Annotated in this window: 19 protein-coding genes; 10 read left to right on the top strand and 9 right to left on the bottom strand. The window is 69.7% G+C overall.

The window, feature by feature from the left end:
- Positions 1 to 1,246: MFS transporter (locus EON91_RS11345; RefSeq protein ID WP_292094770.1), on the top strand; the 1,246-nt coding region annotated here is incomplete at its 5' end.
- Between the two features lie 157 nt (positions 1,247 to 1,403).
- On the opposite strand, the gene EON91_RS11340 is transcribed toward EON91_RS11345, so the two are convergent.
- Entirely contained in the window at positions 1,404 to 2,438 is a 1,035-nt protein-coding gene (locus EON91_RS11340; RefSeq protein WP_292094767.1) for a 2'-deoxycytidine 5'-triphosphate deaminase, read from the bottom strand.
- Positions 2,439 to 2,520: 82 nt separating this feature from the next.
- Between EON91_RS11340 and apaG the strand changes: the two genes are divergently transcribed.
- Positions 2,521 to 2,928 (top strand): Co2+/Mg2+ efflux protein ApaG, encoded by a 408-nt coding sequence (gene apaG / locus EON91_RS11335; protein ID WP_292094765.1) that lies wholly within the window; start codon positions 2,521 to 2,523, stop codon positions 2,926 to 2,928.
- Positions 2,929 to 3,280: 352 nt separating this feature from the next.
- Here the strand turns inward: apaG and EON91_RS11330 are convergent, their stop codons facing one another.
- Positions 3,281 to 3,811 carry a GcrA family cell cycle regulator gene (locus EON91_RS11330; RefSeq protein ID WP_292094763.1) on the bottom strand — a complete coding sequence of 177 codons (531 nt, stop codon included), beginning with the start codon at positions 3,809 to 3,811 and terminating at the stop codon, positions 3,281 to 3,283.
- Positions 3,812 to 4,037: 226 nt separating this feature from the next.
- Here EON91_RS11330 and EON91_RS11325 point away from each other — a divergent pair, with 226 nt between their 5' ends.
- The 5 genes from EON91_RS11325 to argF all read left to right on the top strand — a co-directional run bounded on the left by EON91_RS11325 (position 4,038) and on the right by argF (position 8,832).
- On the top strand, positions 4,038 to 4,859 hold the full coding sequence (locus tag EON91_RS11325) for an ABC transporter permease (RefSeq protein ID WP_292094759.1): 822 nt from the start codon (positions 4,038 to 4,040) through the stop codon (positions 4,857 to 4,859).
- Between the two features lie 300 nt (positions 4,860 to 5,159).
- On the top strand, positions 5,160 to 6,119 hold the full coding sequence (locus EON91_RS11320) for a M20/M25/M40 family metallo-hydrolase (protein ID WP_292094758.1): 960 nt from the start codon (positions 5,160 to 5,162) through the stop codon (positions 6,117 to 6,119).
- The gene (locus tag EON91_RS11315; RefSeq protein WP_292094755.1) at positions 6,116 to 6,637 is read left to right on the top strand and encodes a YcxB family protein; all 522 of its coding nucleotides are present in this window, start codon (positions 6,116 to 6,118) and stop codon (positions 6,635 to 6,637) included. Before EON91_RS11320 ends, EON91_RS11315 begins: the two co-directional genes overlap by 4 nt.
- A 105-nt stretch (positions 6,638 to 6,742) precedes the next feature.
- Positions 6,743 to 7,918 (top strand): aspartate aminotransferase family protein, encoded by a 1,176-nt coding sequence (locus tag EON91_RS11310; RefSeq protein WP_292094772.1) that lies wholly within the window; start codon positions 6,743 to 6,745, stop codon positions 7,916 to 7,918.
- Complete coding sequence (gene argF, locus EON91_RS11305; RefSeq protein WP_292094753.1) at positions 7,918 to 8,832, top strand: ornithine carbamoyltransferase; 915 nt, start codon at positions 7,918 to 7,920, stop codon at positions 8,830 to 8,832. The genes EON91_RS11310 and argF overlap by 1 nt, the downstream gene beginning before the upstream one ends.
- Before the next feature lie 162 nt (positions 8,833 to 8,994).
- Here argF and EON91_RS11300 read toward each other — a convergent pair whose 3' ends face one another.
- The gene (locus EON91_RS11300; RefSeq protein WP_292094750.1) at positions 8,995 to 9,498 is read right to left on the bottom strand and encodes a pyridoxamine 5'-phosphate oxidase family protein; all 504 of its coding nucleotides are present in this window, start codon (positions 9,496 to 9,498) and stop codon (positions 8,995 to 8,997) included.
- A gap of 57 nt (positions 9,499 to 9,555) precedes the next feature.
- Positions 9,556 to 9,759: a hypothetical protein gene (locus tag EON91_RS11295; RefSeq protein ID WP_292094747.1), complete on the bottom strand. Its 204-nt coding sequence runs from the start codon at positions 9,757 to 9,759 to the stop codon at positions 9,556 to 9,558.
- 156 nt (positions 9,760 to 9,915) lie between these two features.
- On the opposite strand from EON91_RS11295, the gene EON91_RS11290 reads away from it, so the two are divergent.
- The 3 genes from EON91_RS11290 (at position 9,916) to EON91_RS11280 (ending at position 14,338) form a co-directional block, all read left to right on the top strand.
- The gene (locus tag EON91_RS11290; protein WP_292094745.1) at positions 9,916 to 12,492 is read left to right on the top strand and encodes a hypothetical protein; all 2,577 of its coding nucleotides are present in this window, start codon (positions 9,916 to 9,918) and stop codon (positions 12,490 to 12,492) included.
- Between the two features lie 113 nt (positions 12,493 to 12,605).
- Entirely contained in the window at positions 12,606 to 13,529 is a 924-nt protein-coding gene (locus EON91_RS11285; protein WP_292094742.1) for a sulfite exporter TauE/SafE family protein, read from the top strand.
- Positions 13,529 to 14,338 carry a TIGR02186 family protein gene (locus EON91_RS11280; RefSeq protein ID WP_292094741.1) on the top strand — a complete coding sequence of 270 codons (810 nt, stop codon included), beginning with the start codon at positions 13,529 to 13,531 and terminating at the stop codon, positions 14,336 to 14,338. Before EON91_RS11285 ends, EON91_RS11280 begins: the two co-directional genes overlap by 1 nt.
- On the opposite strand, the gene hisC is transcribed toward EON91_RS11280, so the two are convergent.
- The 5 genes from hisC to EON91_RS11255 form a co-directional block, all read right to left on the bottom strand.
- Positions 14,339 to 15,430, bottom strand: coding sequence for a histidinol-phosphate transaminase (gene hisC, locus EON91_RS11275; RefSeq protein WP_292094738.1), 1,092 nt, complete (start codon positions 15,428 to 15,430; stop codon positions 14,339 to 14,341).
- Positions 15,431 to 15,447: 17 nt separating this feature from the next.
- On the bottom strand, positions 15,448 to 16,131 hold the full coding sequence (locus EON91_RS11270; protein ID WP_292094736.1) for a hypothetical protein: 684 nt from the start codon (positions 16,129 to 16,131) through the stop codon (positions 15,448 to 15,450).
- A complete protein-coding gene (locus EON91_RS11265; protein WP_292094733.1) occupies positions 16,131 to 17,189 on the bottom strand; it encodes a DUF2125 domain-containing protein in 1,059 nt (352 codons plus the stop codon). Before EON91_RS11265 ends, EON91_RS11270 begins: the two co-directional genes overlap by 1 nt.
- 280 nt (positions 17,190 to 17,469) lie before the next feature.
- Positions 17,470 to 17,943 (bottom strand): Cys-tRNA(Pro) deacylase, encoded by a 474-nt coding sequence (gene ybaK / locus EON91_RS11260; protein WP_292094730.1) that lies wholly within the window; start codon positions 17,941 to 17,943, stop codon positions 17,470 to 17,472.
- A gap of 105 nt (positions 17,944 to 18,048) precedes the next feature.
- On the bottom strand, positions 18,049 to 18,230 hold a 182-nt coding region (locus EON91_RS11255; RefSeq protein ID WP_292094727.1), incomplete at its 5' end, for a hypothetical protein.

The following is an 18,230-nucleotide window of genomic DNA, read 5'->3' as shown; positions in this document are numbered from 1 at the left end:
CCCCGGCCCTCCCGAAGGTCCTGCCAGTCCGTGGGGCATCCGCGACTTTCGCCTGTTGTGGCTGGGGCGGGTGGTCGCCGTTCTGGGCATCCAGATCCAGTCCTCGGCCCTGTTGTGGCAGGTCTATGAGATCGCCCGCCGTGATCATCCGATCCAGGAGGCAAGCCTGTATCTGGGCTTGGTCGGCCTGTGCCAGTTCCTGCCGCTGCTGGCCTTCACCCTGCCCGCCGGGGCCATGGCCGACCGCCGCGACCGCAAGCACACCGTGACCCTGTCGATCATGGTCGAGGGCCTGTGCGCCCTGCTGTTCCTGGCCATGGCGATCCACGGGTCGCCGCCGCTGTGGGGCCTGCTGGCCGTGGCCGCCCTGTTCGGCGCCGCGCGCGCCTTCTTGGCGCCGGCCAGTCAGGCCTTCCTGCCCATGGTGGTCGGGCGCCGCGCCCTGCCGCCCGCCATCGCGGCCCAGTCCATCGCCTTCCAGACCGGCGCCATCGCGGGTCCAGCGCTGGGCGGGGTCATTGTCGGTTTCTCCGTCCCGCTGGCCTACGCCTCGGCCATGGGGCTGTTCCTGCTGGCCGTCGCCTGCTTCCTGCTGATCCGCACCCGCGGCAAGCCCGAGGTCTCTGACGACAAGGTCTCGCCCGTGGCCCTGGTCAAGGAGGGGCTGACCTACGTCTGGAAGACCAAGATCGTCCTGGGCGCCATCTCGCTGGATCTGGTCGTGGTGCTGCTGGCGGGGGTGGCCCTGCTGACGCCGATCTTCGCCCGCGACATCCTGCATGTGGGACCGCAGGGGTTCGGCCTGCTGCGCGCGGCGTTCGGGGTCGGCGCCCTGCTGGTGGCGCTGTATCTGAGCCGCTTCCCTATCGTGAAGCATGGCGGGCGATGGATGTTCGCGGCGGTGGCGGTGTTCGGCCTGTCCACGCTGACCTTCGGCCTGTCGCACTGGGTCTGGCTGAGCGCGTTGGCCCTGTTCATCGGCGGTGGCGCCGACATGATCAGCGTCAATATCCGCCAGACCCTGATCCAGCTGGCCACGCCCGATCACATGCGCGGCCGGGTGTCATCGGTGTCCATGCTGTTCATCGGCGCCTCGAACGAGCTGGGCGAGGCCTATTCCGGCGTCATGGTCCGTCTGCTGGGCCCCATAGGCGCGGCCGTCTTCGGCGGGTTCGGCGCCCTGGCTGCGACGGGCATCTGGGCCAAGGCGTTCCCGGACCTGCGCAAGGCGAACAAGCTGACTTAACGCCTCTCCCTCCCCGTCCCGGGGAGGGTGGTCGCGCAGCGACCGGGTGGGGAGGGCGCGGCGATACGGGCGCGGCGGATGTTCAGCCTTGCCGCCCCCACCCGACTTCGCCCTGCGGGCTCAGCCACCCTCCCCGGGACGGGGAGGGAGAACTTAGTTACGCCCACCCCCGGAAATGCTTCGACAGCTTCAGCCCCTGCTTCTGATAGTGGCTGCCGCCCTCGCCATACAGGCGCGACGGCTTTTCGGTCAGCGGCTCATAGACCAGCCGGGCGACGATCTGGCCGTGCTCCAGCAGGAACGGCGTGTCGTGGGTCCGCACCTCCAGCACGCCCTTGGAGCCGGCGCCGTGGGCCTCGTCCGTGCCGAAGCCGGGGTCGAAGAAGCCGGCGTAGTGGACCCGGAACTCGCCCACCGACGGGTCGATGGGGGTCATCTCGGCGGCCTGCATGACCGGAATTTCGACCGCCTCGCGCGACGCCAGGATGTAGAACTCGCCCGGGTCCAGCAGCAGTTCGCCGCGCCGGGGCGCCAGCGGCTCCCAGAAGTCGCGGGGATCGTGACCGTCGATGTGATCCATGTTGATGACGCCCGCGTGCCGACGCCCGCGGAAGCCGACCACGCCGTCGGCCCCGGCCGCCTCCAGATCCACGCCGACGCTGCGAGTCTCCAGCTTGGGCGGCTCGCCGACCTTGAGCCGCAGCTGGTTCAACCGCGTGCCCGGCTTGACCAGGATGGAGAAGGTCTGGGGCGCGATCTCCAGATACAGCGGTCCTTCATAGCCCTCGGCCACGTCGTCGAAACTGCCGCCCCGGTCGGTCAGCAGCCGCACGAACACGTCCACCCGGCCGGTCGAGCTTTTCGGATTGGCGCGCGCGACGATCCCTTGGGGCAGGCTGATCCGCTCCTGCAGCCGCACGATATAGACGCAGCCTTTTTCCAGAACCATGCCGCCGGACAGGTCGATATCGTGCATCCGCACGTCCTCGATCCGGTCCTCGACCGTTCGCTGGCCGGGCAGGAAGGACGCGCGCACGCGCCATCCACGGTCGGACAGACGCAGGTCCAGACTGGCCGGCTGCACCTGATCGGCGTCGAACGGGGTCTGGGACGTGACGGCGCCCGTCGCGATCAGGGCTTCGATGGATTGGGACGGCAGGATGCCGGGGGAGGACAGGTCGATAGCGCTCATTCCCTCTGCCTTACACGGTTTTTCACGCGCGTCTCCCCTCCGCGCCGCTTGACCACAGACCATTGCTGGTCACCATGGGGCCATGCGTTCCAACCCCGCCTATATCGCCGAGACCGACGGCATCATCGTCAAGGTCCGGCCCAGCTATCTGGCGGCGCAGTCCGACCCGGAAGGCGGGCGCTGGGTCTGGGCCTACAAGGTCGAGATCGAGAATCGCGGCGAACGCACGGTGCAACTGGTGGCCCGCCACTGGACCATCACCGATGCGCGCGGCCGGGTTGAGGAGGTGCGCGGCCAGGGCGTGGTCGGCGAACAGCCCGTGATCGGCCCCGGCGACCGCTACGCCTACGCCTCGGGTTGCCCGCTGGGCACGCCCTCCGGCTCGATGGTCGGCACCTACTATTTCAAGGACGAGACCGGCCGCGACCACGAGGCCGCCATCCCCGCCTTCAGCCTGGACGTGCCGGATGTGCGGCGCGTGCTGAACTAGAAGTCGCACGCCCTCTCCCTCCCCGTCCCGGGGAGGGTGGTCGACGCGAGCGTCGAGCGGGTGGGGAGGGCTCGGCGATGCCGGGCGCGGATGCCCAGCCTTGCCGCCCCCACCCGGCTTCGCCCTTGCGGGCTCAGCCACCCTCCCCGGGACGGGGAGGGAGAGGCGTCCTCATGCAGCGAGCGACCGCGTCGCGAGCGATAGGACCAAAAAGGAGAAGGGGCTGCGTCAACCCGGATAACCGCAGCCCCGCCCCGGGACCCACCGGCGAACCGGCGGGGCGGGCAGGAAGGGCGCATCGAAACGCGGTCGCGCTCAAGCAGCGAGCGACCGCGTCGCGAGCGTAGCGCCCTTAAATATACCGGCGAAGACTGCGGGCCAGTTCGGTCGCGCCGTCCTTGCCGCCGCGGCGGACCTGGGGCTGGTAGGCGACGCGGGCGTGTTCGCCGCAATAGACGCCTTCCGAGGCGCGGCGGCCGCAGAAGCTGAACTCGCGCGACGACGGGTCGCCGATCGGCCATTTGCACATGTGCGCGCCCAGCGTCAGCACCGTGGCGGTGCCGGGCAGTTCCGGCATCGGGGCCGGCGGCGGCGGGGTCGGGGCGACCGGGCGCGGCTGGGCGGCCTCGATCCGGCGCGGGGCCGACGGGGCCTGGGTCGGTTGGGCCGAGGCGGCCGGACGCGGGCGCGTCGGGCGATAGGTGGCGCGGGCCGGCTGCGAGGGCGCCGCGCGGCCCGACAGGCCCAGGCGGTGCACCTTGCCGATTACGGCGTTGCGGGTCACGCCGCCACCCAGCGTCTTGGCGATCTGGCTGGCCGACTGGCCTTCCAGCCACAGCTTTTTCAGCGCGCCTACCCGGTCTTCTGTCCAGCCTGCGGTCATCGCACCCTCCGGTGAATTCGGATTCAATATCTAGGGTCGCCGGCTCCCTCCGGGGGTCAGCGCCTACCACTAATCGTAAACTACCTCTTAACAGGCGCAATATGTGCGAATCAGCCTGTCCACAGAAACCACATGTTGAATCGCTGTTGTCCCGAAACGGCGCAGGTTTCAGGGTGAAAAGGCGGTCAGCCTTGCGTTTCGGGCTCTGCGGTCGCATCTGGCGGCCATGACCGACCTCGCCTCGACCCGGCCTTCGGGCCTGCCGCAGCCGCGCCGCTACAACGGCGTCAACTGGATCGGCGTGCGCAGCCTGTATCTGCGCGAGGTCCGCCGCTTCTGGAAGGTGGGGGCCCAGACGGTCGCCGCCCCGGTGGTGACGACCCTGCTTTACATGCTGGTCTTCGTGGTCGCGCTGCAGGGCGCCCGGCCGCCGCTGCACGGCACGCCCTTCGCCGAGTTTGTGGCCCCCGGCCTGATCATGATGGCCATTCTCCAGAACGCCTTCGCCAACTCGTCCTCCAGCCTGATCCAGGCCAAGATCATGGGCACCGCGACCGACTTCCTGACCCCGCCGCTCAGCCCGCTGGAGCTGACGGTCGGCTTCGCCCTGGGCGCCGCCACGCGCGGCATCGCCGTGGGCCTGGTCACCGCCGTATGCGTGCTGCCCTTCGCCAGGGTGGGGATCGCCAACCTGGGCCTGATCCTGTGGTTCGGCGCCGTCGCCTCGCTGCTGATGGGCATGATCGGCGTCATGGCCGGCCTGTGGTCCGAGAAGTTCGACCAGCTGTCGGCGGTCCAGAATTTCGTCATCATGCCGATGACCTTCCTGTCGGGGACCTTCTATCTGGTCGACAACCTGCCCGAACCCTTCGCGGCGATCAGCCGCTTCAACCCCTTCTTCTATCTGATCGACGGCTTCCGCGCGGGCTTCATCGGCCATGCCGAGGGCAGCATCCTGATCGGGGTGGTGATGAGCGCGGCGCTGACCATGGCCATGGGCGTGGCCTGCTGGCTGGTGTTCCGCTCCGGCTGGCGGCTCAAGAGCTAGGCGGCGTATCCGGCCCGCCTGATGTGATGGCGCCTGCGAAAAGACCTTGGCGATCAACACGCGCGGCCGTTCCCGCAGACTTCGACCCCCCCGGGTCGGGATGTCAGGCATGATCCCGTCATGTTCCGTCGGGTCTTTCCGCCAGGCGATCTCGACGCGATTGCACTCTTGCACTGCACTGCACTGTTTTTTTCGGATTGCACTGCAATCGTCGCCCTTTGGTCGTTCCGGACCCTTGCGCCCTTGACGGCCCCCTGATCGCCCGACCAAATCCGCGCCTCGATTTCTCGGAGGGGCGACATGAAGATCAACCACTGGGCTGCGGCCTCGACACTGGCGTCCACGCTGGCTCTGGCCGTCATGGCCGCCGCCCCCGCGACGGCGCAGCATGTGCCCGATGGCGTCCCCGCCGCCGCCCCGGCCGCCGCTGATCCCGCGCACGACGCCCTGCGCGCGCGCGTCGCCGCCTATATCCAGCCGACCAACGCCGCCCGCCTGCAGGTCGTCCTGACCCAGGTGCGCGAGGCGGGCTTCGAACCGACCGTCGAAACCTTCGAGGGCGGCGGCCGCGGCCAGCCGATGCAGGGCTCCAACGTCGTCTTCACGATTGGCGATGGCGACAAGGAAATCCTGCTGACCGCCCACTACGATTCCGCTGTGCTGCGGGACGGCGCCTTCTCGCAGGGCGTGGTCGATAACGCGGCCTCGGTCGTCGGCGTGATCGAGGCGGCCAAGGCGCTGAAAGGCAAGGCGCTGAACCACCGCATCCGCGTCATCCTGTTCGATCAGGAAGAGCTGGGCCTGATCGGCGCCAGAAAGTGGATCGAGGCGCACGGCGTCGCCAATGTCGCCGCCATCGTCAACTCGGACGTCGCCGCCTTCGGCACGACCCTGATGTACGGCCAGAACAACGGACCCCAGTCGCTGGGCATGACCCGTGCGGTCAAGGAAGTCTGCGCCGAGCGGGCGCTGCAGTGTGTCGGCTTCGGCGTCTATCCGCCGTCGGACGACCGCGTCTTCACCGCCGCCGGGGTTCCGACCCTGTCCGTCGGCTTCCAGGACGAGGTCGGCGCCCACCAGATGTGGCTGGCCTTCAACGGCGGCCAGGACAACGGCCTGCGCGAGGGGCTGGTGCCCCGCGTCTTCCGCCAGATCCACAGCCACGAGGACACGATGGACAACGTCGAGGGCGCGACTATCGCCCTGTCCAGCGCCACCTACGCCGCCCTGATCGAAAAGCTGGACGGCCAGCTGCGGTGATCGAGGTCCGGGGGGTCAAGCTGACGGCGCACGACCAGCGGACGCTGCGCGGCGGCTGGGGGACGATCCACTGGGTCGCCTGCTTGCCCATGTACGTGCCCTATGTCGCCTTTCTGGCGATGGGACTGACGGTCAGCGTCATGGTCGGCGACCTGCTGCCGCCTTTCCTGCTCCCGGGCTTTATCATCGGGACGGGTCTGGTGTGGTGGGCAGCCACCATCGTGACCTGGAAGGTCGTTCGAGCCGAAGGCGCCCGGGCGCCCGCCGGGGCCCTCGCCTCGGACTGGACGCTGGACGACGCAGGCATGACCCTGACCAATCCGCTGGTCGGCTCACGCGTCGCCTGGGCCGGCATGCGCGGCGTGCGCGAGGAGAAGGACCGCTTCGTCTTCCTGGTCGCGCCGATGAACAACCCGGTCCTGCCGCATCGTTGTCTCCAGCCCGAACAGCTGAAGGCGCTGCGGGCCCTGCTCGAAACGGTCAGAACCTCGGGGCGCCTCGGCGCCGGTGTTGACTAAGCCTGCTCCCGGTCCGACAAGGGCCGGGCCCTTTTTCAGCGGTCCCGTCGCATGTCGCGGCGGGGCCGTCTCGCTTTCGGAGGTCATGCTGTGTCCGGTCATCTGATGGGTGTCTACAATCGCGCGCCGCTGGAAGTGGAGCGCGGCCAGGGCGCCCGCCTCTGGTCCACCGACGGGACCGAGTATCTGGACTGCGTCGCCGGCATCTCGACCAACGGTCTGGGCCACGCCCATCCCAAGCTGGTCCAGGCGGTCAAGGACCAGGCCGAAAAGCTGTGGCACGTCTCGAACATCTTCAAGATTCCGGGTCAGGACGCCCTGGCCGACAAGCTGTGCGAGAGCAGCTTCGCCGACGTGGTCTTCTTCACCAACTCCGGCACCGAGGCGGTCGAATGCGCGCTGAAGACGGCCCGCAAATACCACGCCGCCAACGGCCAGCCCGAGCGGATCGACATCTATGGCTTCGACGGCTCGTTCCACGGCCGCACCTATGGCGCGATCAACGCCGCGGCCAATCCCAGCTACACCGAGGGCTTCGGCCCCAAGATGGAGGGTTTCCATCAGCTGGTGTGGGGCGACAAGGACGCGCTTGAGGCCGCCTTCCGCAACCCGGCCACCGCCGCCATCATTCTTGAGCCGGTCCAGGGCGAGGGCGGCTGCCGCGCCACGTCCGACGCCGACCTGCGCTGGATGCGCGACATGGCCGACGAGAACGGCGTCCTGATCATCTTCGACGAGGTCCAGTGCGGCATGGGCCGGACCGGCAAGCTGTGGGCCCACGAATGGGCCGGCATGGCGCCCGACATCATGGCCGTGGCCAAGGCCCTGGGCGGCGGCTTCCCCATCGGCGCCTGCCTGTCCACGGCCGAGGCGGCCAAGGGCATGACTGTCGGCGCCCACGGTTCGACCTTCGGCGGCAACCCGCTGGCCATGGCGGTCGGCATGGCCGCCCTGACTGAGATCAACCGCCCCGAGACCTTCGCCAATGTGGCCGAGATCTCGGCCTATCTGAAGCAGCAGCTGGCGGGCCTGCAGGAACGTTTTCCGGACGTCATCGTCGACGTGCGCGGCAAGGGTCTGCTGATCGGCGTCAAGCTGGTTCCCAACAACCGCGAGTTCATGGCCTGGGCCCGTGACGGCCAGAACCTGCTGGTGGCCGGCGGCGGCGACAACTGCGTCCGCATCCTGCCGCCGCTGAACCTGACGCTGGATGAGGCCCGCGAGGTCGTTCAGAAGTTCGAGGCCACCTGCGAGGCCGCCCGCGGCAAGATGGCGGCCTGATGGTCCGGCACTTCCTGGATATCCACCGGCTGGACGCCGCCGACTTGCGCGCCATTCTGGACGACGCACACGCTCGCAAGGCGGCCCGCAAGGGCTGGCCCAAGGGTCGCGTCGACGCCGACGCCCCAGCGCGCGACCATGTGCTGGCGATGATCTTCGAGAAGAACTCGACCCGCACCCGCTTCAGCTTTGACGCGGCGATCCGCCAACTGGGCGGGTCGTCGATCATCGCCAACGCCGGGGACATGCAGCTGGGGCGCGGCGAGCCGGTCGAGGACACGGCCAGGGTGCTGTCGCGCATGGTCGACGCGGTGATGATCCGCGCCAACGACCACGAGGATGTCGAGCGCTTCGCCCGGGTGTCCACCGTGCCGGTCATCAACGGCCTGACCGACCGCAGCCACCCGTGCCAGATCCTGGCCGATCTGCAGACGATCGAGGAACATCTGGGCCCGATCGCCGGCAAGACGATCGCCTGGGTCGGGGACGGCAACAACGTCTGCCACAGCTTCATGCATGCGGCGCCCAGGTTCGGCTTCCGCCTGCAGGTCGCCTGCCCGGCCGAATACCACCCCGACCTGCGCGACCTGGCCAAGGGCGGCGACCACGTCCACCTGACCAGCGACCCGCACGAAGCGGTCGCCGGCGCCGATGTCGTCGTCACCGACACCTGGGTGTCGATGGGCGATCAGGACTATGAGGCGCGCCTGGCCGCCTTCGAGGCCTATGGCGTGGACGACGCCCTGATGGAGGCGGCTGCGCCCGACGCCGTCTTCCTGCATTGCCTGCCGGCCCACCGGGGCGAAGAGGTGACGGACGCCGTCATCGACGGCCCCCGCTCGCTGGTCTGGGAGGAGGCCGAGAACCGCATCCACGCCCAGAAGGCGGTCATCGCCTGGTGTCTGGGCGGCTGACCGGAAAGCCTTCTCCCCTCGGGGGAGAAGGTGGGCGGCGGAGCCGCTCGGTTGAGGGGGCTGTGTCGGCGGGCAGACGATCGAACGAGGAGAACGCAGCCGGCGTCCCCCCTCATCCGTCTTGCTCCGCAAGCCACCTTCTCCCCCGAGGGGAGAAGGGGACTACTGCAGGTTCACGTCGGCCACGCCGCCGGCGTCGGGCAGGGTCTTGGTCAGGTTCGCCTTGGCGACCTCGAACATGAATCGGACCGGACCCGACTTCGACACCCAGATGCGGCCGTCGTCGGCCTCGAAGCGCAGCAGGGTCAGGTGCGGGTCGTCCTTGCCCTCCGGATACCAGGCGGCGACGACCGGGTTCCAGTAGCGGTCGATCCGTTCCCGATCGTGCGAAACCGACAGCTCGCCGTGGATGCAGGCCCAGACTTCCTGGTCCTTTGACCCATAGGTGAACATGGCGCTCTGCGCGCCCAGCGCGGCGTCGCGCGCCAGGTCGGTGTCGTCGCGGGTGAAGAACCAGATGGTCCCCGTCTCCTCCTCGCGGAAGGCGGTCATGGGCTGGCTGTGATAGCCGGGCTGGTCCAGGCCCAGCATGCCGGTGTTGGAGGACTTCAGGTGCTTCCAGAACTCGGTCTCGGCCTCGGCGGGCGTCAGCGTCTTGTCGGCCATGTGCGTCTCCTGTGTGAGGGGTCGCAGAAGAACCGGCGCGAGGCCTGACGGTTCCGGCTAACGCGGCCGCTCAAGCCCGAACAGGGTGCCCAGGTGGACCAGCAGAAGCGACGCGAAGGCCGCCGACAGCACCATCAGGAACCGCCACGGGATCATCCGCGGTCCGCGCCGGGGATCGGGCGCGCGAGCCCCGCGCCATCCGGCCAGAACGGCGACGGCCACGGAACCGGCCAGCAGGATAAGGGTCAGTTTCGTGTCCACGCCCGCCAAGTGAGGCCGAAGGCGACGCTTCGCAAGCCCGGGATGCAGCGGATGTCCACAGGTAAGGTGGCCGGGCGCAACATCTTGGGGTTAACCATCCATTTACACCCCTGATCTGGGCCAGTAGCGTCCAGCGAAAGGTCGGGAGGCGAATCAGTGAGCGCAGCCGCGCCGTGGAGCGTGAAGGGAATTGATCCCAAGGCTCGCGAGATCGCCAAGGACCTTGCCCGCCGTTCAGGGATGACCCTGGGCGAGTGGCTGAATTCCATGATCATGGAGGACGGCGAGGACGAGGACGGGGTGGTCCCGATGCCGCGTCGCGCCCATGCGGCCGACACGTTCGACCGCCGTGGCCGCGCCCGGCGACTGGACGACGCCTATGACGTCAACGATCCCTATCATCGCCTGAACGCCTCCATCGAGGCCATCGCCGGCCGGCTGGAGGCCGCCGAGCGCCGCTCGACCGTGGCGATCCAGGGTGTGGATCAGGCCGTTTCGGGTCTGGTCCGCCGGCTGGAAGAGCAGGACGCCCGCGCGACGGCGACCGGCCGACGCCTGGATGACATCGCCGAGGAACTGCGTGAGGGCCATCGCCGCCTGCGCCGGTTCGAGAACGACACCGGCCCCAAGACCGAGGAAGGCTTCAAGGCGCTGGAGACCTCGCTGGGCGCCCTGACCGGCCGCCTCTACGACATCGAGGAACGCCAGCGCGTCGGCGCGACCGAAGTGCGTCTGCGCATGGACACGGTCGAGAAGTCGGTCGGCGCCGGCGCAGGGACCACCCTGCTGGGTCAGGTCGCGGCCAAGCTGGACGCAGCCCAGTCGCGCACGACCGACGCCCTGCGTGGGCTGGAGCGGTCGTTCGGCGATCTGGACCGCCGCCTGCGCGCGACCGAGAGCCGCGCCGAGCCCGAGGGCGCCCGTTTCGAAAAGCTGGCCGAGACCCTGGCCCGTCAGGTTGAGAGCAACCGCGCCGAGATGATGCGCCGGCTGGACACGGCCCAGGCTGACAGCCGGATGGACCGGATCGAGCGTGCGGTCCAGACCGTGGGTGACAAGGTCGCCCTGGCCGAGCGCGGCTCGGCCAGGGCGGTCGAGGCCATGGGCCGCGAGGTCCTGCGCATCGCCCAGAACCTGAATGGTCGTCTGCAGAAGGCCGAGGATCACACCCGCCGGGTCGAGCAGGCCGTTGACCAGCGCCTGATGGCTGCTGACGACCGCCATGCTCTGGCGCTGGAAAAACTGGGCGGGGAGATCACCCGCATTTCCGACCGGCTCAGCGACCGCATCGCCCAGTCGGAACGCCGCTCGGCGCAGGCGTTGGAAGACATCGGACAACGTCTGTCGGACAGCTCCAGCCGGTTCGAGCAACGCTATGACCGCACCTCGGGCGAACTGGCCGAGCGCATGCGTCAGAGCGAGGAACGGACCGCCAGACTGCTGGCCGAAGCCCGCGACAGCATCGAGGTGCGGGGCCAGGGCAAGACGGCGCCGATCCCGACGGTGGCCGAACCGGTCATCGACGCCGACTGGCGCGCCGCCGCCTTCCCCGAGGATTCCTTCGGCGACGACTGGGGCGGCGGCGAGCCGGGTCTGCAACCCTTCCCCGGCGCTGCGCCGGAGACGTCGCCGACACCTGTCGTAGCCGAGACGATCGCGCCTGCTCCCCGGATCGAGACCCCGGCCTTCGGCGCGCCCGCGCCCTTCGCGGCCTTCGGCGGGGCCGATGTGTCCGACGCGCTGGAGGCGACCGACGCCGATTTCATCCCGGCCCAGGCGCCGGCTCCCGTCGCCTCGCCCCTGCTGGAATCGGATGGCGACGCCTTCGCCGCCGAGACCGACTTCGTCACCGCCCCGCCGGCCCGGTCCGCCTCGACCCGCGAGACCCTGGACGCGGCCCGCGCCGCCATGGGTCCCAAGGCGACGGCCGCCTCGGTCGGGTTCGGCCTGAAGCGCGGCGGCAAGTCGCGATTGCAGGAGCGGCTGGACAAGCAGGCGGCCAAGGACGGCGCCACGGTGCGCAAGGCGCTGCTGGCTTCGGTCACGGCGGTGGTGTTGACGGGCGGGGCGCTGGCCTTCGACCGGCTGACGGACGGCGCGCTGGATCTGCCGGGGCTCAGCGCCTTGGCCGAGGAGGCGCCGACCGCGGAACTGCTGGCCTTGTCGCTGACGCCGGTCGATGCGTCGGCCGATCCGGCTCAGGCGAACGAGCTTTATCTGCGGGCGCAGGATCAGATGACGGCGGGCGAGCCGGAAGGTGTGAAGACCCTGACCCGCGCCGCCGAACTGGGCCAGGCCGATGCGGCGCTGGAGCTGGCGGGTCTGTATCAGACCGGTGGCTCGGGCGTGACGGTCGATCTGGCCGAAAGCCGCCTGTGGGCCCGTCGCGCGGCTGAGGGCGGGGCGGCCAAGGGCATGCATGCCTACGCCATGTATCTGTTCGACGGCGTTGGCGGGGCCAGGAACCGGCCTGAGGCGCTGAGCTGGCTGAACAAGGCGGCCGGGCAGGGGCTGGTGGATAGCCAGTATAACGTCGCCCGCCTGTACGAGAACGGGGACGAGGGTATCGCGGTCAGCCTGACCGACGCCTTCAAATGGTATCTGATCGCGGCCCGCGCCGGCGATCCGCAGGCGGGCGAGGCCGTGCAGCGGCTGACGCCGACCGTGCCTGCGGCGCAGCAACGCGCGGCCCGGGCGGCAGCCGAAGCCTTCAAGGTCGAGCCGCAGGTTTGACCGCCGGGGTCGATCTGCAGCCTGACCGGGTGGCCCTGCGTCGCGCGGCCCGCTAAGACCTTTCTCCACGGCCCGCCGTCGGCCGCGTCACCCTCCAGCCGAAGGCGCGTCCTTTGGATATCTATCTGCCGATCGCCGAGGTTTCGGTGAACTGGCCGCTCCTGGTTCTGCTGGGGGCGACGGTCGGATTCATCTCGGGCCTGTTCGGCATCGGGGGCGGCTTCCTCATGGCCCCCGTGCTGGTGTTCCTGGGCATCCCGCCGACCGTGGCCGTCGCCAGCCAGGCCAGCCACGTCGTCGCCTCCTCGACCTCGGGCGTCATCAGCTATTCGGGCAAGGGCGCGGTCGATTATCGCATGGGCGGCATCATGGCCGTCGGCGGGGCCGTGGGCGCGGTGCTCGGGGTCGAGCTGTTCCGCTATCTGCGCCTGCTGGGCCAGGCGGACCTGGTGGTGGCCCTGTCCTATCTGGTCTTCCTGGGCTCCATCGGCCTGCTGATGCTGAAGGAAAGCCTGACGGCCATCATCCAGCGCTATCGCGGCGACGCGCCGCCGCGCCGGGACCGGCGGAGGCCGCTGTGGCTGTACGGCCTGCCGTTCCGGATGCGGTTCCCGCGTTCGGGCCTGTATATCAGCGCCATTCCGCCCCTGGCTCTGGGTGTGTTCGCAGGCATCCTGTCGGCCATCATGGGGGTGGGCGGCGGCTTCATCCTGGTGCCGGCCATGCTGTATGTCCTGCGCATGAAGGCGGGCGTGGTGGTGGGCACCAGTCTGTTCCAGATCATCATCACCACGGCCATCACCACCGTGCTTCAGGCCGGGCGGAACCAGACGGTGGACATCGTCCTGTCGATGCTGCTGCTGGTCGGCGGGGTGGTCGGGGCCCAGTACGGCGCGCGTCTGTCCGGCAAGTTCCGGGCCGAGGAGTTGCGGGCCGCGCTGGGGCTGATCGTGCTGCTGGTGGGTATCCAGATGGGGCTGGAGTTGTTCGTGCGCCCGGGTGACCTGTTCCAGCTGGCGCCGGGGATCGCGGACTGATGTTCCAGGCCCTGCCTCCTCCTCCGCCTGCGATAGAGGCGCCGCCGCCCGAGCGGTCGGTCGCGACCGAGACCGAGGCGCGGGTCGCCGCCGCCCTGACCGAAGCGCGGGTCAAGGTCGACTCCAGTTTCCGGGGCGCGTCGATCGTCCTGTATGGCGCGGTCTTCAACCCCGATGAAGCCGCGACCGACGTCGTGGTGGTGGTGCGCGGGCCGGATGCGCCGCTGCGTCTGGTCAAGAAGACCCGCAACATGGGCGTCTGGCTGAACAGCCGGCCCGTGCTGTTCGAGGGGGCGCCCGGCTTCTACATGACCGCCTCGACCCGGCCGCTGGGCGACATCGCTGACTTTGGCCAGTTGCGGCGGCTGGGCGTGGGCGTGGACCATCTGAGGATCGACGCGCCGGAGGAAAGCCGCAGCGTGACCCGTTACGGAGTCCGCGACGTGGTCATCAGCCGGCTGGGCGAGGATTATCTGGACTGGCGCCGGGCCGTGATCCGGCTGAAGGAAGCGGCGGCCCTGTATGACACCGACCCGGACGGGGTCGAGTTCGTGGACCGCGGCCTGTTCCGGGCCGAGATCAAACTGCCCGCCGTGGCCCCCACCGGCCGCTATTACGCCGAGGTCTGGCTGTTTCAGGACGGGGCGCCGGTGTCGGTCTCGAACCTGACCCTGACGGTCGAGAAGGTCGGGTTCGAGCGCGACGTCTATGAGTTCGCCCACCGTCGGCCGTGGACCTATGGCGTGCTGTGCGTGCTGATCGCGGCCCTGATGGGATACGGGGCCTCGAAGGTGTTCAGGCGGCCGTAATCAGGTCGCGGCGAACTCGCTCAGGGCGTCGATGACGGCGCGGTTCTGGTCCGCCGTGCCGACCGTGATCCGCAAGCAGTCGGGCAGGCCGTAGCCGCCGACCGGGCGCACGATGATCCCCTTTGAATTCAGGTAGTCGCTGGCGGCGGCGGCGTTGCGCCTGTCGTCCGGGAAGCGGACCAGCACGAAATTGCCGGCCGACGGGAAGACGTCGAAGCCGAAGCCGCGGATGGCCTGGGTCAGGCGAGGGCGCCATTCGACGACCAGATCGCGCGAGGCTTTCTGGTGCGCCTCGTCGGCCAGGGCGGCGGTCGCGGCCTCCAGCCCCGGCACCGAGACGTTGAAGGGCAGGCGGATGCGGTCCACCGCTTCGGCGACAAGCAGCGGCGCATAGCCGAAGCCGATGCGCAGGCCACCCAGACCGTGGATTTTCGAGAAGGTGCGGGTGACGACGATGTTGGCGGCGTCGCGGGCCAGACCCAGGCTGGTCTCCCATTCCGGCTCGGTCACGAACTCGGCGTAGGCTTCGTCGACCACCAGCAGGATGTGGGCGGGCAGGGCGGCGTGCAGGCGGCGGATCTCCTCGCCCGAGTTCCAGCTGCCGGTCGGGTTCGACGGATTGGAGACGTAGACGATCCGGGTCCGGTCATCGACCTGGGCCAGCAGGGCGTCGACCTCGGCCTTCATGCCGGGCTCGGGCGCCAGCTTGACCTGGGCCTGGTTGGCCAGGGCGCTGATGCGATAGGCCAGGAAGCCGTACTGGCCCGTGACGATGTTGTCGCCCGGCGTCAGATAGGCCTGGTTCAGCAGGGCGAAGACCTCGTCCGAGCCGTTGCCGAAGATCAGGCGTTCGGCCTCAAGCCCGTGCAGGTCGGCGACGGCGGCGCGCAGCTTTGCGGCGCGGCCGTCGGGATAGATGTGGATGTTCTTCAGTGCGGCGGCATAGGCCTCGCGCGCCTTTTCGCCGGCGCCCAGGGCGTTCTCGTTCGAGGACAGCTTCATCGGCTCGGCCACCCCAGCGATGGCCGCCTTGCCGCCGACATAGGGGGCGATGTCCAGGATGCCGGGCTTGGCGGCGGGCGCGTCGGTCATGGGTGGTCCTTGCGGGATCAGAAGATGGGCGCGGCGCCGATGACGCCGCTGAGGGCGCCCGGCGCCTGGGCCAGTCGTCCGTCGTCGGCCTGCACATAGCCTGTCAGGGCGAACAGCTTCAACCCGCCGGCCGTGGCCAGTAGTTCGGCGACCAGCCCGGCCTCGCCCAGGGCGTCGATGACGCGGGCGGCGGGCAGGGCGCTGTCGGTGACCCAGAAGGTGCGGTCGTCGCCGGTCGGACCCGGCGCCTCGGTCGAGATCATCAGGGCGCGCGGGACACCGCGCCGGTCGTCGGGCAGGGCCGCCACAACCCGCAGGCCAGGCAGGGCCAGAAGGCGGCCCCACCAGGCCTTGGCCCCCGACAGATCCATCAGGGCGCGGGAGCCGTGCTGGACGGCGGACAGCGCCTGTTCCGGCTCGGCGGCGATCCGGGCGGACAGGCCATAGCGGTCGGCGGCCAGCACCTGGGCCGCGCCGCCCCAGACGACCAGCGGGCGGCCGGTCGTCGCCTCGATCCGCCCCCAGACGGCGCGCAGGGCGATCCGTTCGGCCGGAGACAGGGTGTCCGACAGCGCGCGCAGGGCGATGGCGTCGGCGTCGGGGCCGGTGCGAGGCCCGGCGGCGACACGGGCGCGCACCGCCTGAACCAGAGCCTGGTCCAGAGCGTCGCGGGCGGCGTCGGCGGGCGGCTCTTTCAGCATCAGAACAGCTTGGGAGCGGGGGCGAGGGTGAAGGGCCCCAGATAGGTCCGGCCGTCGCGGAAGACGAGGTCCAGGTCGATGGCGTCGCCACCCGGCCCCGCCCCTGCGGCCCCGGCGGCGAGGGCGGCGGCCCCCGCGCCGACGCGGTCCACAGCGCCCGAACGGGATCCGGCCAGACCGGCGATGGCGCCCAGCGGCTGTTCCGCCTTGAGGCTGACGGTGCCCTGGACCCGGCCGTCGGCGCCGGCGGCCAGCCGTTCGCTGGAGACCAGGGCGCGGCTGTCGCCGGCCTTGAGCTCGCCCCGCACACGGGTGAACTCGCCGCCGCCGCGCGTCCAGGCGGCGAAGACGCCGGCCGTGTCGGCGCCGCGCAAAAGGGCGGCCTTCTGGATCACGCCCTCCAGCTGGACGGTCAGCAGGCCGTTGCGGGTCATGGCCTCGACCGGCCCCGCCTGACGGCCGCGCGCGTCGATCAGGCGGAACAGGACGTCGATGGAATCGGTGGGCGCGCTGGATCCGACGATGTGGGGCCGCAGATAGAACTCGACCTTGCCCGCGCCGCTGACAGGGAAGGGCTCGGCCCCCGGCAGGGCGGTGAAGACGGGGTTGGCCAGCTCCAGCGCCACATTGGGCCAGGCCTGGGTCAGCCCGTGGACACTGAGGCGGATGGCGTCGCCGCGCACGGCGACCTTGCCCTTGTCGCCGCGGGTCAGGGTCAGGCCCTCGGGCGCGATGACCATCCATTTGGTCGGGTTGTAGGCGGTCGCCTCGGCCACCAGCTCGGGCGCCGCGACGCCCAGGCCGGAGGGGGCTATGATCTCGGGATGTGGGATGGCGATGCGGGCGCGGAACGGCCAACCGGTGGTGGTGACGCGAGCGTGTTTCACCTGCCAGCCCTGGGCCTGCAGCCGGGTGACCTGGGTCTCCAGCCGCTGCTCGACCTGACGCGTCAGATAAAACCACCAGCCGGTCCAGGCGACCAGCGCGATCAGGACGATGGCGAAGGGGACATAGAGGCCCGCACGGCTGTGTCGGCGGGGCGTGTCGGCGTCGGTCATGGAGGCTCCGGTCAGGCCCTTCTCTTAGAGGACGGGGCGTCGGCGTTGCAGTGCAATCAGAAAAAATCAGTGCATGTAGTGCAACAGTGCAATGGGATCAGGACCTTCGGATCGCGGGAAGCGCTGCGCCACATGGACAGGAAACGGCTCTACGCATGATCGGCTCCGAAGGATCAGGCCGGGCAGTATCGCATGGCTAGCGGGGGCGGCGGGCCGAAAGGCGATATCGGGCCGCAAAGGCCGATGCCGCCAGGAAACGGGGCACCGGGTCGAACCGGGTTCAGGCCGTCAGATCGACAAGGGCGGCGGCGCAGGCGCGGATCGCGTCGTCGGGGGCCAGGCCCAGCAGCAGGCCGCGCTGGCCGCCGTTGATCAGGATGCGGTCGAACAGGATGGCGGTCTCGTCCATCACCGTCGGGACGGCCTTCCTCTGGCCGAAAGGGCTGACGCCGCCGACCTTGTAGCCGGTCAGGCGCTCGGCGTCGGCGGGCTTCATCATCCGGGCCGACTTGCCGCCGAGGGCGGCGGCCAGCTTTTTCATGCTGACCTCCTGATCCGAGGGCACGATGACGCAGGCGGGCTTGTCGTCCACGAGGGTCATCAGGGTCTTGAACACCTGTTCCGGCGCCCAGCCCAGCGCCTGCGCCGCCTGCAAGCCCACGCGCGGCGCGTCGGGGTCGTAGTCATAGGGGAACAGGTCGAAGGCGACGTCCAGCCTGGTCAGGGCGACGGTGGCGGGGGTGGTGCGGGACATGGCCCTGTCGTTTCCACCTTTCGTCATCCTCCGGCAAGGCGCGCAGCGGCGCAGACCGGGGACCCAGCGGCGCCCGTGAGGGCGACTGAGCCACGCGCGCCTGCGTCAGGCCTCGCCTTCGGCGCCGCTGGGTCCCCCGGTCTCGCTGCGCTCGCCGGAGGATGACGAAAGGGAGAGGAAGGATTGCGTCAGCTCCACCGCCTCGGCCAGGCCCATGCGCATGACCTCGGCGCCGGGGGGCAGGGCGGCGAACAGGCGGGTGGGGCAGGCGGCGTCCAGCATGATGA

This window comes from Brevundimonas sp., assembly GCF_004210735.1.
Classification (GTDB): domain Bacteria; phylum Pseudomonadota; class Alphaproteobacteria; order Caulobacterales; family Caulobacteraceae; genus Brevundimonas.
Note: the sequence above shows the minus strand (reverse complement) of the source record. Positions and strands in the feature narration are given on the sequence as shown.

Coding starts and splice junctions, on each gene's coding strand:
- EON91_RS11340 (WP_292094767.1), bottom strand. CDS start 2,438: ATGAGCGCTATCGACCTGTCCTCCCCCGGCATCCTGCCGTCCCAATCC.
- apaG (WP_292094765.1), top strand. CDS start 2,521: ATGCGTTCCAACCCCGCCTATATCGCCGAGACCGACGGCATCATCGTC.
- EON91_RS11330 (WP_292094763.1), bottom strand. CDS start 3,811: ATGACCGCAGGCTGGACAGAAGACCGGGTAGGCGCGCTGAAAAAGCTG.
- EON91_RS11325 (WP_292094759.1), top strand. CDS start 4,038: ATGACCGACCTCGCCTCGACCCGGCCTTCGGGCCTGCCGCAGCCGCGC.
- EON91_RS11320 (WP_292094758.1), top strand. CDS start 5,160: ATGAAGATCAACCACTGGGCTGCGGCCTCGACACTGGCGTCCACGCTG.
- EON91_RS11310 (WP_292094772.1), top strand. CDS start 6,743: ATGGGTGTCTACAATCGCGCGCCGCTGGAAGTGGAGCGCGGCCAGGGC.
- argF (WP_292094753.1), top strand. CDS start 7,918: ATGGTCCGGCACTTCCTGGATATCCACCGGCTGGACGCCGCCGACTTG.
- EON91_RS11300 (WP_292094750.1), bottom strand. CDS start 9,498: ATGGCCGACAAGACGCTGACGCCCGCCGAGGCCGAGACCGAGTTCTGG.
- EON91_RS11280 (WP_292094741.1), top strand. CDS start 13,529: ATGTTCCAGGCCCTGCCTCCTCCTCCGCCTGCGATAGAGGCGCCGCCG.
- hisC (WP_292094738.1), bottom strand. CDS start 15,430: ATGACCGACGCGCCCGCCGCCAAGCCCGGCATCCTGGACATCGCCCCC.
- EON91_RS11270 (WP_292094736.1), bottom strand. CDS start 16,131: ATGCTGAAAGAGCCGCCCGCCGACGCCGCCCGCGACGCTCTGGACCAG.
- EON91_RS11265 (WP_292094733.1), bottom strand. CDS start 17,189: ATGACCGACGCCGACACGCCCCGCCGACACAGCCGTGCGGGCCTCTAT.
- ybaK (WP_292094730.1), bottom strand. CDS start 17,943: ATGTCCCGCACCACCCCCGCCACCGTCGCCCTGACCAGGCTGGACGTC.